Source organism: Streptomyces sp. MMCC 100, from assembly GCF_041538145.2.
Taxonomy (GTDB): Bacteria; Actinomycetota; Actinomycetes; order Streptomycetales; family Streptomycetaceae; genus Streptomyces.
In genome coordinates, this window is the sequence record NZ_JBGORK020000001.1 from 2,027,952 (window position 1) to 2,045,461 (window position 17,510).

Consider the following 17,510-nt stretch of genomic DNA (forward strand, 5'->3'; position numbering starts at 1 on the left):
AGCCCGGCCTGGGTCGTGGTGGACCGGGGGTGGGCCGGGCCGGGCCGGGGCGATGGGCAGTGGGTGGGCCGCTGGGGGCGGGCGTGTCCCGGGCGTCAGCGGCCGGGCAGCGGGTTCGGCCACTGGGAGCGGCCCGGGTTGGGCCATGAGCGACGGCCGGCGGCGCTGGACCGCCGGGAGGAGCCCGGCCTGGGTCGTGGTGGACCGGGGGTGGGCCGGGCCGGGCCGGGGCGATGGGCAGTGGGTGGGCCGCTGGGGGCGGGCGTGTCCCGGGCGTCAGCGGCCGGGCAGCGGGTTCGGCCACTGGGGAGTGGTCCGTGCCGGTCACCGGAGGTTGGCAGCGGGTTCGGCCGTGAGCAATGGCCGGCGGCGCTGGACCGCCGGGAGGAGCCCGGCCTGGGTCGTGGTGGACCGGGGGTGGGCCGGGGCGATGGGCAGTGGGTGGGCCGCTGGGAGCGGGGCCGTCCCGGGCCGCTGGTGACCGGGGGCGGCGCCGGACCACCGGGAGCCGCTCGTCCCGGGCCGCCAGGGCCGGCAGCGAGCCGGGCCCACAGCGGCCGGCGGGGACGGGCCGGCAGGGGTCGGGCCCGGTCACGCGTTCGTTCGGTCGCCGCAGGCCCGGCCCTCACCCCCGTACGCGCTCTCAGCCGCCGTACGCCCCGCTCGCCGTCAACCTGAGGGCCGTGTCGATCAGGGGCACGTGGCTGAAGGCCTGCGGGAAGTTGCCGACCTGGCGCTTCAGGCGGGGGTCCCACTCCTCGGCGAGGAGGCCGAGGTCGTTGCGCAGGGAGAGGAGCTTCTCGAACAGCTTGCGTGCCTCGTCGACCCGGCCGATCATCGCCAGGTCGTCGGCCATCCAGAACGAGCAGGCCAGGAAGGCGCCCTCGTCGCCCGGCAGACCGTCGACGCCCTCGTCCTCGCCGTCCGTCGGATAGCGCAGGATGAAACCGTCCGAGGTGGACAGCTCGCGCTGGATGGCCTCGATGGTGCCGATGACCCGCTTGTCGTCCGGCGGCAGGAAGCCCATCTGCGGAATCAGCAGCAGGGAGGCGTCCAGCGCCTGCGAGCCGTAGGACTGCGTGAACGTGTTGCGTTCCTTGTCGTAGCCCTTCTCGCACACGTCCCGGTGGATGTCGTCGCGCAGCTGCTTCCAGCGCTCCAGCGGGCCGTCCGCGTCGCCGGACTCGATCAGCTTGATGGTGCGGTCGACGGCGACCCAGGCCATCACCTTGGAGTGCACGAAGTGGCGGCGCGGGCCGCGTACCTCCCAGATGCCCTCGTCCGGCTCGTGCCAGTGGGACTCCAGGTAGCGGATCAGCTTGAGCTGGAGCACCGAGGCGTAGTCGTTGCGGGCCAGGCCCGTCATGTGGCCCAGGTGCAGGGCCTCGGTCACCTCGCCGTAGACGTCCAGCTGCAGCTGGTGGGCCGCGCCGTTGCCCACCCGGACCGGCGTCGAGCCCTCGTAGCCGGGCAGCCAGTCCAGCTCCGCCTCGCCCAGTTCCCGCTCGCCGGCGATGCCGTACATGATCTGCAGGTTCTCGGGGTCGCCGGCGACCGCGCGCAGCAGCCATTCGCGCCAGGCCCGCGCCTCCTCGCGGTATCCGGTGCGCAGCAGCGAGGACAGGGTGATCGCGGCGTCGCGCAGCCAGGTGTAGCGGTAGTCCCAGTTGCGGACGCCGCCGATGTCCTCCGGCAGGGAGGTGGTGGGCGCGGCGACGATGCCCCCGGTGGGGGCGTACGTCAGGGCCTTCAGCGTGATCAGGGAGCGGACCACGGCCTCCCGGTAGGGACCGTGGTACGTGCAGTGCTCGACCCAGTCGCGCCAGAAGTCCTCGGTGGCCACCAGCGACTGCTCGGGCTCTGGCAGCGCCGGCGGCTCCTTGTGCGAGGGCTCCCACGAGATGGTGAACGCGATCCGGTCACCCGGCGCCACCGTGAAGTCCGCGTACGTGGTCAGCGCCTTGCCGTAGGTCTCCGCCTCCGTGTCGAACCACACGGAGTCCGGGCCCGCCACGGCCACCGTACGGCCCTCCTGCTTGTGCACCCAGGGGACCACCCGGCCGTAGCTGAACCGCATCCGCAGCTCCGAGCGCATCGGCACCCGGCCGGAGACGCCCTCCACGATCCGGATCAGCTGCGGCGCGCCGTCGCGCGGCGGCATGAAATCGATCACCCGGACGGTGCCGCGCGGAGTGTCCCACTCGGACTCCAGGATCAGTGAGTCGCCTCGGTAGGTCCGCCGGGCCGCGGTGGGCGGTTCGGCGCCGGGGGCGTAGGCGGGGCCGAGCCGCCAGAAACCGTGCTCCCCGGTGCCCAGCAGGCCGGCGAAGATGGCATGCGAGTCGAAGCGGGGCAGGCACAGCCAGTCGACTGTGCCGTCCCGGCAGACCAGGGCAGCGGTCTGCATGTCTCCGATGAGTGCGTAGTCTTCGATGCGCCCGGCCACGTGCAACTCCAGTCGAACGGCCACGTCACCCCGCGTGGGGGCGGTCGCTAGTGCGGTCAGCGGTCAAGGGTGGGGTCAGGGGTATGTGTCAGGGAATGTGTGTCGAGGATGTGTGTCCTGCGTGCCATGCCTCGTTGAGTCATGAAGCAAAGCAGCCGTCCGGCCGTGAAGCCAAACGTGGTGCCCCGAACGACAATTGTTGCTCAACGAACTGACGAGCTCTCGTTGTTCCGGTGCTGACGGGCGAGGGGTGGTGCCGTGTCGCCGGGCGGGCCCGGCAGCGAACGTCCGAGCAGGATACGACGCACGTAGATGATCTGTGTGCCGCTCCGGGCAACCCGGGTCCGCCGAACGGGTGACCACCGGGTGAGGAAACGGTGACGCTCCCACCTGCGTGTCCGGGCGTGCGCGGAGGGTGGCCGGAAGCCATCGCCCCGAGGCGCTGATACGCTGGTAGCCCGTGGACCGGTGGGAGAAGAACCCCGGAACCGCAGCGACGGCGCCGCCGACGACACCCGGTACGACCGGGGCGGAGGACGAACGCACCGCACCCCAGACCGCGACCACGGGAGCCCCCTCTTGGCCATGCCGCCCAAATCCTCGACGACCAAGCACATCTTCGTCACCGGGGGTGTCGCCTCCTCGCTCGGCAAGGGGCTCACCGCCTCCAGCCTCGGCATGCTGCTCAAGGCCCGGGGTCTGCGCGTCGTGATGCAGAAGCTCGACCCGTACCTCAACGTCGACCCCGGCACGATGAACCCCTTCCAGCACGGTGAGGTCTTCGTCACCAACGACGGCGCCGAGACCGACCTGGACATCGGACACTACGAGCGCTTCCTCGACCGTGACCTGGACGGCACCGCCAATGTGACTACAGGCCAGGTGTACTCGGCCGTGATCGCCAAGGAGCGGCGCGGCGAGTACCTGGGCGACACCGTGCAGGTCATCCCGCACATCACGAACGAGATCAAGCACCGCATCCGCCGCATGGCGACGGACGAGGTCGACGTCGTGATCACCGAGGTCGGCGGCACGGTCGGCGACATCGAGTCGCTGCCGTTCCTGGAGACCGTCCGCCAGGTCCGGCACGAGGTCGGCCGCGACAACGTCTTCGTCGTCCACATCTCGCTCCTGCCCTACATCGGTCCCTCGGGTGAGCTGAAGACCAAGCCGACCCAGCACAGCGTCGCCGCCCTGCGCAACATCGGTATCCAGCCGGACGCGATCGTGCTGCGCTGCGACCGCGAGGTCCCGACCGCGATCAAGCGCAAGATCTCCCTGATGTGCGACGTCGACGAGGACGCCGTCGTGGCCTGCCCCGACGCCCGGTCGATCTACGACATCCCGAAGGTCATCCACACCGAGGGCCTGGACGCCTACGTCGTCCGCAAGCTGGACCTGCCGTTCCGCGACGTGGACTGGACGACCTGGGACGACCTGCTCGACCGCGTGCACAAGCCCGAGCACGAGATCGTCATGGCCCTGGTCGGCAAGTACATCGACCTGCCCGACGCCTACCTCTCGGTCACCGAGGCGCTGCGCGCGGGCGGCTTCGCCAACAAGGCCCGCGTGAAGATCAAGTGGGTCACGTCCGACGACTGCAAGACCCCGGCCGGCGCCAAGGCGCAGCTCGGCGACGTCGACGCGATCTGCATCCCGGGCGGCTTCGGCGAGCGCGGCGTGACCGGCAAGGTCGGCGCCATCAAGTACGCCCGCGAGAACAAGATCCCGCTGCTCGGCCTCTGCCTGGGCCTGCAGTGCATCGTGGTCGAGGCGGCGCGCAACCTGGCGGACATCGGGGACGCCAACTCCACCGAGTTCGACCCGGCCACCGCCCACCCGGTCATCTCCACCATGGCCGAGCAGCTGGACATCGTGGCCGGCGAGGGCGACCTGGGCGGCACGATGCGGCTCGGCATGTACCCGGCGAAGCTGGCCGAGGGCTCCATCGTGCGCGAGGTCTACGACGGCAAGGAGTACGTCGAGGAGCGGCACCGCCACCGCTACGAGGTGAACAACGCCTACCGCGCGGAGCTGGAGAAGAAGGCCGGCATCGTCTTCTCGGGCACCTCCCCGGACGGCAAGCTCGTCGAGTACGTCGAGTACCCGCGCGACGTCCACCCCTACCTGGTCGCCACGCAGGCCCACCCGGAGCTGCGCTCGCGCCCGACCCGCCCGCACCCGCTCTTCGCCGGGCTGGTCAAGGCCGCGGTCGAGCGGAAGACGTCGAAGTAACACACCAGTTGTACGGTGGCCGGGGCACGCGCACTCAACGGTGCGGGCCCCGGCTTTCGCGTACGTCTGGAAGGGCAGGTCACCGATGACGGGCAGCACGATCAAGGACACCCCCGAGGAGTGGGAGATCCGGGGCAGCCAGACCCCCTTCCGGGGCAAGAAGACCTCGGTCCGCACGGACGACGTGGTCATGCCCGACGGCTCCGTGGTGACCCGCGACTACCAGGTCCACCCCGGCTCCGTCGCCGTCCTCGCCCTGGACGGCGAGGGCCGGGTGCTGGTCATCCGGCAGTACCGGCACCCCGTGCGCGAGAAGCTGTGGGAGATCCCGGCCGGCCTGCTCGACGTCCCCGGCGAGAACCCGCTGCACGCCGCCCAGCGCGAGCTGTACGAGGAGGCGCACGTCAAGGCCGAGGACTGGCGGGTGCTGACCGACGTCTACACCACCCCCGGCGGCTGCGACGAGGCCGTACGGATCTTCCTCGCCCGGGACCTGTCCGACGCCGCCGGTGAGCGCTTCGAGGTCGAGGACGAAGAGGCCGACATGGAGCTGGAGCGGGTGCCCGTCGCGGACCTGGTCCGGGGTGTGCTCGCGGGGGAGCTGCACAACAACTGCCTGGTCGTGGGCGTGCTCTCGCTGGTCGCGGCGGAGCAGGGCGACGGCCTCGACGCGCTCCGCCCGGCCCAGGCGCCGTGGCCGGCCCGCCCCTTCGAGGCCTGAGGGCGGCCTCAGGGCCCTCGCCGGTGTGACCATCGGTTGATCCGATCGAGGGATGTGCCCGCCGCGCTCCGCCGGGAACGTCGCAGAGCGTGAACTAGGCTCGGGAAACGCCCGAACCGGGCTTCCGGCGGGCACCGGCGTGCGGTGGGATCGGGAGTGTGGCCCGTGACGGATCAGGCGGTGGACACGGACGGCGTACGGCTGTCCCAGGACCCTGCTGAGGAGAGCGGGTTCCTCGGCCGCACCCGGGAGCTGAAGGAGCTGCGCGCCGACATCGAGCGCGCGGGCCTGGACACCCTCTCCGGCCGCAAGGCCCCCCGCGCGCGCGTGCTGCTCATCGCGGGCCGGCCCGGCTCGGGGCGCACCGCGCTCGCCGAGGAGCTGGCCGCGCAGGTCGCGGACGCCTACCCCGACGGCGTGCTGCGGGCCAGGCTGAGCGAGCCGGACGGCACCCGGGTCCCCGTCGAACGCCTCGCCCGGGACTTGCTCACCGAGCTGGACCGCACCGCCCCGCCCGGGGCCGACGAGGACGACCTCACCGAGGCCCTGCGCGCCGCGCTCGCCGAGCGCAGGGCCCTGCTCCTGTTCGACGCCGTCGCCGACGCCGAGCAGGTCGACGCGCTGCTGCCGGACACCCCGGACTGCCTGGCCGTCGCCGTGGCCGAGGGCCCGCTGACCGGCATCGCGGACGTCCGTCCGTGCACGCTGGGGGGCCTGGACACCAAGTCGGCCGTGGAACTGCTGTCCCGCCGCACCGGCTCGGTGCGCATCACCGTCGACCCCAGGGCCGCCGAACAGCTGGTCGAGCTCTGCCAGGCCCAGCCCGCAGCGCTGACCCTGGCCGGCGGCTGGCTCGCGGCCCGTCCCCAGGCGGCCGTCGCCGACCTCGCCAAGCACCTCCACGCGGAGAACGAGGAAGGGAGCGCGCTCGGCCGCGTCTTCCGCCTCGTCTACGCGTCCCTGTCCAGCACCGCCGCCCGGATGCTGCGACTGCTCTCCCTCGCCCCGGCGGGCCTGGTCGACCCGCACACCGCCTCCGCGCTCGCCGGCTGCTCGGTGACCGGCGCCCGCGGCACCCTGGACGACTTCGTCGCCCTCGGCCTGCTGCGCGCCGTCGGCTCGCCGCTGCCCGAGTACGAGGTCCCCGGGTGCCTGCACGCACAGCTGAGGCGCCTCGCCCGCAAGCACGACCGGCCCGCCGAGCTCCAGCTGGCCCGCGCCCGCATGCTGGAGCGGACGGTGCGGCTGCTCCAGTCCTGCCGGGCGGTCACCGAGACCGACAGCCCGCAGGCCCGCGAGAAGCTCCTCGCCACGCCGCGCGACCTGCGCTTCCCGCACCCCAGGGCCGCCGCCGACTGGCTGCGCGCCCGGCGCCCCGCCCTGCTCGCCGCGGCCCGCCTCGCGGTCGCCGACGGCGAGCTGGACACCCTCGCCCGCAGGCTGATGTCCCAGCTGGTGCGGGCCATGGTCGCCCACTTCGGCACCCAGGCCGCGGCCCCCGACCTGTACGGCATCCACCGCCTCGTCCTCGACGTGGCGGAGCGCCGCGAATTGCCCCGGGAGAAGGCGGCGGCCCTGCTGAACCTGGCCGACCTGGACGCCCGCACCGGCCGCACCGCCGAGGCCCTGGTGCGCTACCGGGCCGCGCTGGACGCCGGGCGTGAGGCCGACGACCCGTACGCGACCGGCCGCGCGATGGAATCCGTGGGCGGCGCCCACCTGGAGCTCGGGGACTACGACCGCGCCGCCGACTGGTTCGGCCGGGCCCTCGCCCAGCGCCTCGCCCGGGACGAGCGCGCCGACGCCGCCCGGGTCTACGGCCGTATCGCCACCGCCCACACCTACGCCGGACGCTACGGCGAGGCGGTGCGGGCCTGGCGGGCGGCCATCGCCGGGTACCGCAAGTCCGGCGACGTGGCCGTGCACGCCCGGGCGCTGTCCGAGCTGGCCCGGGTCCAGGAGTACGCCGGACGCCCCGAGGAGTCGCTGCGCACCTGCCAGGAAGCCGTCGACTGGGCCCGCCGGGCCGAGGACGTAAGGCTCCAGGCCGCCCTGCACCTGCGCCTCGCCGACACCCTCGACCGGCTCGGCGACCCCACCGCGGCCGCACTGCAGCGGAGTGCGGCCGAGCGCATGTTGAGGGAAGATCCCGCAGACGCCTGCGAAATCCGTAGCGCATCGTCTGAAGATTAATGCTTTGAAAGGCTAGACAGAGAGAACGCCTTCATTAGACTGGCTTTGCCGCACGTTCTCTGTGGTCTCTCCCGGTGTGCCCGCGCTTGAGTGGGTATGCCTTGTAATAGCCCATCCTCTGAGCCAAGGACCGTGATCCACGTGAAGGTCGGCATCCCCCGCGAGGTCAAGAACAACGAGTTCCGGGTGGCCATCACCCCCGCCGGCGTGCACGAGCTGGTGCGCCACGGTCACCAGGTCGTCGTCGAGCGCAACGCCGGCGTCGGCTCCTCGATCCCCGACGAGGAGTACGTCGCGGCCGGTGCGCGGATACTCGACACCGCCGACGAGGTCTGGGCCACCGCGGACCTGCTCCTGAAGGTCAAGGAGCCGATCGCGGAGGAGTACCACCGCCTGCGCAAGGACCAGACGCTCTTCACCTACCTGCACCTGGCCGCCTCCAAGGAGTGCACGGACGCGCTCATCGAGTCCGGCACCACCGCCATCGCCTACGAGACGGTCGAGCTGCCCAGCCGCGCGCTGCCGCTGCTGGCCCCGATGTCCGAGGTCGCGGGCCGGATCGCGCCGCAGGTCGGCGCTTACCACCTGATGGCCCCCAATGGCGGGCGCGGCGTGCTGCCCGGCGGCGTGCCCGGCGTGACCCCGGCCAAGGCCGTCGTCATCGGCGGTGGCGTCTCCGGCTGGAACGCCACCCAGATCGCCGTCGGCCTGGGCTTCGACGTGACCCTGCTCGACCGCGACATCAACAAGCTGCGCGAGGCCGACAAGATCTTCGGCACCAAGGTCAAGGCCGTCATGTCCAACTCCTTCGAGCTGGAGAAGGCCGTCCTCGACGCCGACCTGGTCATCGGTGCGGTGCTCATTCCGGGCGCCAAGGCCCCGAAGTTGGTCACCAACGAGCTGGTCTCCCGCATGAAGCCGGGCAGTGTCCTTGTCGACATCGCGATCGACCAGGGCGGCTGCTTCGAGGACTCGCACCCGACCACGCACGCCGAGCCGACCTTCAAGGTCCACAACTCGGTCTTCTACTGCGTGGCCAACATGCCGGGCGCGGTGCCCAACACCTCCACCAACGCGCTCACCAACGCCACGCTGCCCTACATCGTCGAGCTGGCCGACCGCGGCTGGGTCGAGGCGCTGCGTCGCGACCCGGCACTGGCCAAGGGTCTCAACACCCATGACGGCAAGGTGGTTTACCGCGAGGTCGCCGAGGCGCACGGCCTGGAGTATGTCGATCCGGCGACTCTGCTCGCCTAAGTCATCAAACGGCAAAGGCGATACGTCAACAGTCGTCGTCAACCCCGCACACCCGGCCGGACCTTGCCCGACAAGGTCCGGCCGGGTGTGTGTATGGTCACTTTGCGATTCTCGGTCAACTCGCCTCGAACGTAACGCTTCAACCGATTCGCGCACCGGTGAAACCTGCTGTGCGACGGCCGTACGCCCTTGACAGAGGGATGTTTCATTGCCGACACATCGGGCCGGGTCCGGCGGATTGTGTTGCTGCGGACGGCCGACACGCCATAGAGTCGCCGAACGTCGGCATGGTGCCACGCTGACCTGTCTAGAAGTTCCCTGGTCACCAAGGAGGTAAGACGACTTGTGAATGAGTCGACATTTACTCCCGGGGGTGGTCAACCAGGAATGCCGACACGGACCCACGGTCCCGCGCGTCTCGAGGCTGTCGGCTCCGTAGCTGTACGCACCTCCGCAGCCGACCACCACAGTCCGCAGGCAACTCGGACAGCACACATGAGTATGGATGGCCAACACGTGAACGCCATGGCCGGCGACGGAAGTGGCGCGCCCCGCAACCACTTCGCCGACTACGACGAACTGCCCGAGGGGCACTTCTACGACCCGGACGCGGAGTACGAGCCGGATCCCGAGTACGCCGCCACGCTCGCGCCCGACGCGGCCCGACAGCGCCGCGAGCGCATCGGCCCGACCGGACGCCCGCTGCCGTACTTCCCGATCCCGGGCCCGCTGACCGATCACGGCCCCGCCAAGATCATCGCGATGTGCAACCAGAAAGGCGGCGTGGGCAAGACCACGTCGACCATCAACCTGGGTGCCGCGCTCGCCGAGTACGGGCGCCGGGTGCTGCTCGTCGACTTCGACCCGCAGGGCGCGCTGTCGGTCGGTCTCGGCGTCAACCCGATGGAGCTCGACCTCACCGTCTACAACCTGCTCATGGAGCGGGGCATGGCGGCCGACGAGGTGCTGCTGAAGACCGCGGTCCCCAACATGGACCTGCTGCCCAGCAACATCGACCTGTCGGCGGCCGAGGTGCAGCTGGTGAGCGAGGTCGCGCGCGAGTCCACGCTGCAGCGGGCGCTCAAGCCGCTGATGGACGACTACGACTACATCGTCATCGACTGCCAGCCCTCGCTCGGCCTGCTCACGGTCAACGCCCTGACCGCCGCGCACAAGGTGATCGTGCCGCTCGAGTGCGAGTTCTTCGCGCTGCGCGGTGTGGCGCTGCTGACCGAGACGATCGAGAAGGTCCAGGAGCGGCTCAACCCCGACCTGGAGCTCGACGGCATCCTCGCCACGATGTACGACTCGCGCACGGTGCACAGCCGTGAGGTGCTCGCGCGGGTCGTCGAGGCGTTCGACGACCACGTCTACCACACGGTCATCGGGCGCACGGTCCGCTTCCCGGAGACCACGGTCGCCGGTGAGCCGATCACCACGTACGCGTCCAACTCCGTCGGTGCCGCCGCCTACCGCCAGCTCGCCAGGGAGGTGCTCGCCCGGTGTCACGCCGAGTGAGTCTGCCGGGGGCCGACGAACTCTTCCGTACGACAGGGGGAATGGCGCTCCAGGCGTCCACCCCGCGGCGCACGGCCAACGGGGAAGCCCGAGTGCCGGCGCCGGCGGGGGAGAGCGACCAGGCCGCCGCCGAGGACGCACCGCAGTCGGTGCCCGCGCAGGGCGGCGACGGCGAGGGCGCGGAGCACGCCGCGGCGGACGCCGAACCGGGTTCGGCGGGCGAGTCGCGCAGCCGGGGTGCGGAGCGCTCCACGCGCGGCTCCGGGCCGGGTGCGGGGGCGCAGGAAGGTTCTGCCGCCGACCGGCCCCGCAAGCGCGGACGCTCCCCTTCGCGCCGCCCCAGCGGCCGGGAGCGCCACGACGAGAAGATCACCGTGTACGTCTCCGCCGAGGAGCTGATGGACCTGGAACACGCCCGCCTGGTGCTCCGCGGCGAGCACGGCCTGGCCGTCGACCGCGGCCGCATCGTCCGCGAGGCGGTCGCCGTGGTCCTGGCCGACCTGGAGACCCGCGGGGACGCCAGCATCCTCGTACGACGGCTGCGCGGGCGGTAGCGGTAGCCTGCGGGGGCCATGACCTCGAACGACGCCCCCCGCCCCGGCCGTACCCCGCGCGCCGGCCGTCGGCGTGCGCTGGGGAGAGGCCCCGGGGCGTCGGAGGCTCCGCCGCTCCCCGAGGAGACGTCCCCCGGCACCGGCCTCCCCGGGCCCACCGGAGCAGGGACCGCCGGGCAGGACCTCCGAGGCGGACCGGCCCCCGCCTCGGCCGGGGCGCCCACCGCGGACCCCGCAGACCCGGCGCGTGTCCAGGAGACGCCGGCGCCGGGCGCGGACGAGCGGGCCCCCGGGACTTCGGACACCGGGGCGCACGGAGCGCCCGGAGCGCCCGGAGCGGAACCGGCTTCCTCGGAGCCCGGGGTGCGCTCGGGGCCTGAGCCCACGGGCACGGACGCGGAGAGGCTTCCCGCGCCGGGACACGCTCCCGGGGGCGCGGATCACGAGGGTCTCGCGCCGGTCGAGCGGCCGCTCCCGGCGGCCGACGCCTCCGCGGCACCGACGCTCGCGGGCACGCCCCGGACCGCCGGGACGGAGCCCGGCGCCGGGCTCCGCGACAGCGCGCCGCGCACGGACGGGGAGCCCACGGCCACCGGGCCGGGAGGCTCACCGCGGGGCGGCGGTGAGGAGGCATCCGGGGAGCACGGTGAGGGGGCCTGCGGACAGCATGGCGTCGCCTCGTCCCAGGCGCCCGCGGAGGACGCCTCCGACGAAGCGGACGGCGGCGTCTTCAAGGTGCGGCTCGCCAACTTCGAGGGGCCGTTCGATCTGCTCCTCCAGTTGATCTCCAAGCACAAGATGGACGTCACCGAGGTCGCGCTGTCGAAGGTGACCGACGAGTTCATGGCGCACATCCGGGCGATGGGGCCGGACTGGGACCTCGACCAGACCACCGAGTTCCTGGTGGTCGCGGCGACGCTGCTCGACCTCAAGGCGGCCCGGCTGCTGCCCGCCGCCGAGGTCGAGGACGAGGCCGACCTCGCCCTGCTCGAAGCCCGCGACCTGCTCTTCGCCCGCCTGCTCCAGTACCGCGCGTACAAGCGGATCGCGGACATCTTCAACGAGCGGCTGGAGGCCGAGGCCCGCCGCTACCCCCGTACCGTCGGCCTGGAGCCCCACCACGCCGAGCTGCTGCCCGAGGTCGTCATCAGCATCGGCCCCGAGGGCTTCGCCAAGCTCGCCGTGAAGGCGATGCAGCCGAGGCCCAAGCCGCAGGTGTACGTCGAGCACATCCACGCGCCCCTGGTCAGCGTGCAGGAGCAGGCCGGGATCGTCGTCGCCCGCCTGAAGGAGCTGGGCGAGGCCAGCTTCCGCGTGCTGGTCCAGGACACCGAGGACACCCTGACCGTCGTCGCCCGCTTCCTGGCCCTGCTGGAGCTGTACCGGGAGAAGGCCGTCGAGCTGGACCAGGAGACCGCTCTCGGAGACCTGCTGGTGCGCTGGGCCGGTGGCGACGGGGACGCCCAGCCGGTGGTGACCGACGAGTTCGACCGGCCGCCCGAGGCGCCGAAGGAGGAGCAGAAGGCGTGAGTGAGCAGACCACCGAGGTTCCAAAGGAGCCGGGCGGCGTCGCCGGCCTCGACCTCAAGCCCGCGCTCGAAGCCGTCCTCATGGTCGTCGACGAGCCCGCGACCGAGGAGCAGCTGGCGAAGATACTGCAGCGGCCCCGGCGGCGGGTCGCGGACGCCCTGCGCGAGCTGGCCGACGAGTACGCCGTCCAGGGCCGCGGTTTCGAGCTGCGCCTGGTCGCGGGCGGCTGGCGCTTCTACAGCCGGCCCGAGTACGCCGCGGCCGTCGAGGGCTTCGTCCTGGACGGCCAGCACGCCCGTCTCACCCAGGCCGCCCTCGAGACCCTCGCCGTGGTCGCCTACCGCCAGCCGGTCAGCCGCAGCCGGGTCTCGGCGGTGCGCGGCGTGAACTGCGACGGTGTGATGCGCACCCTCCTGCAGCGGGGTCTGGTCGAGGAGGCGGGCACGGAACCCGAAACAGGTGCGATCCTGTACGTGACGACGAACTACTTCCTGGAGCGGATGGGCCTGCGCGGCCTGGACGAGCTCCCGGAGCTCGCGCCCTTCCTCCCGGAGGCGGAGGCGATCGAGGCCGAGACGCTGGAAGGGGTCCCGTCGTTCGATCCGGACGCCCCGGATACCGAGGGCGCACACGACAAGACGGAATTTTGATGCGAAGCAGCAGCGGCAGGAACAGCAGCGGAAACAACGGCGGGAGCCGTGGTGGCAACAGCGGCGGCCGCGGCGGGAGTGGCGGTGGCCGCGGCAACTACCGCGGCGCCGGCAACAACCGCGACGACAAGCAGGGCGGCCGTCCCAAGAAGCCGCGCCCGGAGGAGCGGCGCTACGACGTGGGCCCCGGCGCCACCAAGGACGGACCCAAGTCCGGCCGCGGTGCCTCGGCCCGCGGCGGCGCCAAGGGCGGCCCGAAGCGGCCCCAGGAGCGCGGGCGCAGCGTCCCGGCCACGTCCCGCGAGTACGAGACGCGGGCCGAGGAGCGCAACCGCGAGCGGTACGCGGGCAAGAAGGACGTCAAGCTGCCCAAGACCTTCCCGGGCGCCGAGCAGGAGGGCGAGCGGCTGCAGAAGGTCCTCGCGCGCGCGGGCTACGGCTCCCGGCGCGCCTGCGAGGAGCTGATCGAGCAGGCCAGGGTCGAGATCAACGGCGAGATCGTGCTGGAGCAGGGCCGCCGCGTCGACCCGGAGAAGGACGAGGTCAAGGTCGACGGCCTGACCGTCGCCACGCAGTCGTACCAGTTCTTCTCGCTCAACAAGCCCGCCGGTGTCGTCTCCACCATGGAGGACCCGGAGGGCCGCCAGTGCCTCGGTGACTACGTCACCAACCGCGAGACCCGCCTCTTCCACGTGGGCCGGCTCGACACCGAGACCGAGGGCGTCATCCTGCTCACCAACCACGGCGAGCTGGCCCACCGCCTGACCCACCCCCGGTACGGCGTCAAGAAGACGTACCTCGCGCACATCGTGGGCCCGATCCCGCGCGACCTCGGCAAGCGCCTCAAGGACGGCATCCAGCTGGAGGACGGGTACGCGCGCGCGGACCACTTCCGGGTCGTCGAGCAGACCGGCAAGAACTACCTGGTCGAGGTCACCCTGCACGAGGGCCGCAAGCACATCGTCCGCCGGATGCTGGCGGAGGCGGGCTTCCCCGTCGACAAGCTGGTGCGTACCGCCTTCGGCCCGATCACGCTGGGCGACCAGAAGTCGGGCTGGCTGCGCCGCCTGTCCAACACGGAGGTCGGGATGCTGATGTCGGAGGTCGACCTCTAGGCGGCCCCGCCCGTACGAGGCTTGTGCCGACCGGCCACCCTCTTTTATAGTCGCAGCGACTATTAAGGGGGTGGCCGGTCGTGCACGGCTACGACAAGCACGCTTTCGAACCCTTCGCCGTCACCGTCGATCTCGCCGTCCTCACGCTCCGCGCGGGCGCGCTGCACGTGCTGCTCGTCGAGCGCGGGCAGGAGCCGTACGCGGGCCGCTGGGCGCTGCCCGGCGGCTTCCTGCTTCCCGAGGAGTCGGCGGAGACGGCCGCCCGCCGGGAGCTGGCCGAGGAGACCGGTCTGGCGGACGTGACCGGGCTGCACCTGGAGCAGCTGCGCACCTACAGCGAGCCCGGCCGCGACCCCCGCATGCGGGTGGTGTCCGTCGCCTTCGCCGCTCTGCTGCCGGACCCGCCCGAACCGCACGGCGGCGGCGACGCGGCCGAGGCCCGCTGGATGCCGTACGACGAGGCCCAGGGCCTCGCCTTCGACCACGACCGGATTCTGGCCGACGCCCGGGACCGGGTCGGCGCCAAGCTGGAGTACACCTGCCTGGCCACCGCCTTCTGCCCGGCCGAGTTCACGCTGGGCGAGCTGCAGCAGGTCTACGAGACGGTGTGGGGCGCAGCCCTGGACCGGCCCAACTTCCGCCGCAAGGTCCTCGCCACCCCCGGCTTCGTCGAGCCCGTCCCGGGCGCCGCCCGCCTGACCGGAGGCCGCGGCAAGCCCGCCGCCGTGTACCGCGCCGGCCCCGCCGCCACCCTGCACCCACCGCTGCTCCGCACCCCTCGGGAAGGACGCCCCGCATGACCACGACCACCGGCACCAAGCGCGCCGCCACCGGAGCGCTCATCGGCCTCGCCCTCGGCGACGCGCTGGGCTTCCCCACCGAGTTCGACGACGTCCCGTCGATCCTCGCCAAGTGTGGTCCCTGGCGGGAGATGACGCTGCCCCGGCCCGCGATCGTCACCGACGACACGCAGATGACGCTGGCGCTGGGCAAGGGCCTGCGGACGGCCATGGACCGGGGGCTGCTCGGCCCCAAGCGGATGGAACGGCCGGTGCGCGAGGAGTTCGTCGACTGGTACCAGTCGCCGGAGAACAACCGGGCGCCGGGCAACACCTGCCTCAAGGCCTGCGACCGGCTCAAGACCCCGGGCCGCCCCTGGCAGGACGCCAGCCAGGTCCACTCCAAGGGCTGCGGCGCCAACATGCGCGTCGCACCGGTCGGACTCGTGCCCGGCCTGAGCGACGAACAGCGCGCGGGCGCCGCCCAGTTGCAGTCCGCGCTCACTCACGGCCACCCGACCGCGCTCGCCGCCTCCGACCTCACCGCGCACGCCGTACGGCTGCTCGCCGAGGGAGCCGAGCCGACCGGACTGGTCGGGCGGCTGCGCTCGTACGCCTACGACAACCGCACCCGCTACCACGAGCGCTGGCTCGGCGACCTGTGGACCCGCGCCCAGGACCCCACACCCGAGCACTTCATCGCGCGCGGCTGGGACGAGTGCCTGGCGATACTCGACCGGCTCCAGGAGGCGGTACGCACCGCCTCGCCCGAGACGGACCCCTGCCTGGCCGTCGGCCAGGGCTGGATCGCCGAGGAGGCCATGGCGGCCGGGCTGCTCTGCTTCCTGCTCTTCGTCGACGAGCCGCTGACCGTCCTGCGCCGCGGCGCCTGCACCTCCGGCGACTCCGACTCCATCGCCTGCCTCGCGGGCGCCTTCGCGGGCGCGCACCTGGGGGCCGACGCCTGGCCGGCCGACTGGGCGGACCGCATCGAGTACCGGGGCGACCTGCTGGCCCTGGGAGCGCTCTGGGACGCTTGAGCGCCTGATCGACGCCCTGGACATCGACCTGGCCCCGGTGGTGGCCGAACAGCCCTTCCCGGTGCTGTTCGCCACCGTCTCCGGCGCCCACCTCTACGGCTTCCCCTCCCGGGACTCCGACGTCGACCTGCGCGGCGTGCACCTGCTGCCCGCCGCCGACCTGGTCGGGCTGCGCGAGCCGGACGAGACACGGTCGCGGATGTGGGACCGCGACGGCGTCGAGATGGACCTGGTCACGCACGACCTGCGCAAGTTCGTCCGGCTGATGCTCCGCCGCAACGGCTACGTGCTGGAGCAACTGCTGTCGCCGCTGGTCGTGCACACCACCGGGGCGCACCGGGAACTGGCCGCCCTCGCGCCGGGCGTCCTCACCCGTCACCACGCCCACCACTACCGGGGATTCGCGCAGACCCAGTGGCGGCTGTTCGAGAAGACCGGCCAACTGAAGCCGCTCCTGTACACCTTCCGGGTGCTCCTCACCGGCATCCACCTCATGCGTTGCGGCGAGGTGCAGCCCCACCTGCCCGCCCTCGCCGCAGCGGTGGACGCCGCCCCCTCCTACCTGCCGGAGCTGATCGCGGCCAAGGCCGAGCGCGAGCACGGGGACGCCGGCGTCGACCACGCGCGCGTGCGGGCCGACGTGGAGCGGCTGCACGCCGCGCTGGACGAGGCCCAGGCCGCGTCAGTGCTCCCCGACGCCCCGACCGCGTACGACGCCCTGCACGAGTTCGTCGTACGGACCCGGCTGGAGCGCTGAGGCGCGGCGGGTGCGGACCAGGAAGTCCTCGACGCGGCGCCGGTCCGGCTCCTCGGGCAGCGGGCTGCGCGAGGCCGCCTCCTCGCCCTCCCGTGCCAGGCGGTTCATCCGTGCCTCCACCTCGGGCCAGGGCACCTCGCCGCGTTTCACCGCGAGCAGCGACTCCCGCCCCTCGCCGACGTCGATCGTCAGCGCGCCGGTGCGGAGCAGGTCGCGGGCGCTGGTCAGCAGCCGCAGCAGGTGCATCGCGTGCTTCCAGCGCGGGGTGCCGTGGGTGCGCACGTCGGCGTCGAGCTTGTGGCGCTGGCCGTGCGCGATGGGGGCACCGCCCGCGCGAGCGAAGCCGAGCGTGGGGGAGGGTGAACGTCTCGTAGGCCCGGCGGGAGAGGAACGCCTCGCGCAGGGCGAGCAGTTCGCGGCCCGTGTCGTTCACGGACTCCACGAGCGGGGAGTGCAGGCACTCCAGGATGTTCGGGTTCGCGCGCAGGGCCAGCTCGCAGAAGCGCTCCAGCTCCCAGCTGAACTGCTCCTCCGCGGGGCCCTCCACGTGCGTCGGCGGCTTCTCGAAGCGCCAGTACAGCTCGGTCGGAGCGAGGAAGACCCCCCGGCGGTCCGTGTCGCTGTCCTCCGTCGCCAGACCGAAGGCCCGCGAGCCCATGACACAGGAGTAGATCGTGTGGTCGCGGACCAGGCTCTCGGGCGTCTCGGGGCGCAT

The 17,510-nt window shown here is 72.3% G+C and carries 13 protein-coding genes and 1 pseudogene; 12 read left to right on the top strand and 2 right to left on the bottom strand.

The genetic code is table 11. From position 1 onward, the window contains the following. Positions 1-643 precede the first annotated feature (643 nt). Positions 644-2,446 (bottom strand): glycoside hydrolase family 15 protein, encoded by a 1,803-nt coding sequence (locus ABS735_RS09330; protein ID WP_373906553.1) that lies wholly within the window; start codon positions 2,444-2,446, stop codon positions 644-646. 585 nt (positions 2,447-3,031) lie between these two features. Here ABS735_RS09330 and ABS735_RS09335 point away from each other — a divergent pair. The 12 genes from ABS735_RS09335 (at position 3,032) to ABS735_RS09390 (ending at position 16,795) form a co-directional block, all read left to right on the top strand. Further along, a complete protein-coding gene (locus ABS735_RS09335) occupies positions 3,032-4,681 on the top strand; it encodes a CTP synthase (protein ID WP_373906552.1) in 1,650 nt (549 codons plus the stop codon). An 85-nt stretch (positions 4,682-4,766) separates the two neighbouring features. Continuing rightward, entirely contained in the window at positions 4,767-5,402 is a 636-nt protein-coding gene (locus ABS735_RS09340) for an NUDIX domain-containing protein (protein WP_373906551.1), read from the top strand. Between the two features lie 165 nt (positions 5,403-5,567). After that, entirely contained in the window at positions 5,568-7,595 is a 2,028-nt protein-coding gene (locus tag ABS735_RS09345; protein WP_373906550.1) for a tetratricopeptide repeat protein, read from the top strand. Positions 7,596-7,736: 141 nt separating this feature from the next. Beyond that, entirely contained in the window at positions 7,737-8,852 is a 1,116-nt protein-coding gene (ald, locus tag ABS735_RS09350; protein WP_373906582.1) for an alanine dehydrogenase, read from the top strand. Positions 8,853-9,239: 387 nt separating this feature from the next. Continuing rightward, complete coding sequence (locus tag ABS735_RS09355; RefSeq protein ID WP_373906549.1) at positions 9,240-10,370, top strand: ParA family protein; 1,131 nt, start codon at positions 9,240-9,242, stop codon at positions 10,368-10,370. A gap of 41 nt (positions 10,371-10,411) precedes the next feature. Continuing rightward, the gene (locus ABS735_RS09360) at positions 10,412-10,924 is read left to right on the top strand and encodes a hypothetical protein (protein WP_373906548.1); all 513 of its coding nucleotides are present in this window, start codon (positions 10,412-10,414) and stop codon (positions 10,922-10,924) included. 363 nt (positions 10,925-11,287) lie between these two features. Beyond that, the gene (locus ABS735_RS09365; RefSeq protein ID WP_373906547.1) at positions 11,288-12,454 is read left to right on the top strand and encodes a segregation and condensation protein A; all 1,167 of its coding nucleotides are present in this window, start codon (positions 11,288-11,290) and stop codon (positions 12,452-12,454) included. Next, on the top strand, positions 12,451-13,104 hold the full coding sequence (gene scpB, locus ABS735_RS09370) for an SMC-Scp complex subunit ScpB (protein WP_373906546.1): 654 nt from the start codon (positions 12,451-12,453) through the stop codon (positions 13,102-13,104). The genes ABS735_RS09365 and scpB overlap by 4 nt, the downstream gene beginning before the upstream one ends. Then, positions 13,104-14,219: a pseudouridine synthase gene (locus tag ABS735_RS09375; RefSeq protein ID WP_373906545.1), complete on the top strand. Its 1,116-nt coding sequence runs from the start codon at positions 13,104-13,106 to the stop codon at positions 14,217-14,219. Before scpB ends, ABS735_RS09375 begins: the two co-directional genes overlap by 1 nt. 80 nt (positions 14,220-14,299) lie before the next feature. Continuing rightward, a complete protein-coding gene (locus tag ABS735_RS09380; RefSeq protein WP_373906544.1) occupies positions 14,300-15,019 on the top strand; it encodes an NUDIX hydrolase in 720 nt (239 codons plus the stop codon). Next, positions 15,016-16,038: an ADP-ribosylglycohydrolase family protein gene (locus ABS735_RS09385; protein WP_373906543.1), complete on the top strand. Its 1,023-nt coding sequence runs from the start codon at positions 15,016-15,018 to the stop codon at positions 16,036-16,038. Before ABS735_RS09380 ends, ABS735_RS09385 begins: the two co-directional genes overlap by 4 nt. Positions 16,039-16,042: 4 nt before the next feature. After that, positions 16,043-16,795, top strand: coding sequence for a nucleotidyltransferase domain-containing protein (locus ABS735_RS09390; protein WP_373906581.1), 753 nt, complete (start codon positions 16,043-16,045; stop codon positions 16,793-16,795). Here ABS735_RS09390 and ABS735_RS09395 read toward each other — a convergent pair. Further along, positions 16,721-17,510, bottom strand: a pseudogene (locus ABS735_RS09395) (nucleotidyltransferase domain-containing protein). The gene ABS735_RS09390 and the pseudogene ABS735_RS09395 overlap by 75 nt on opposite strands.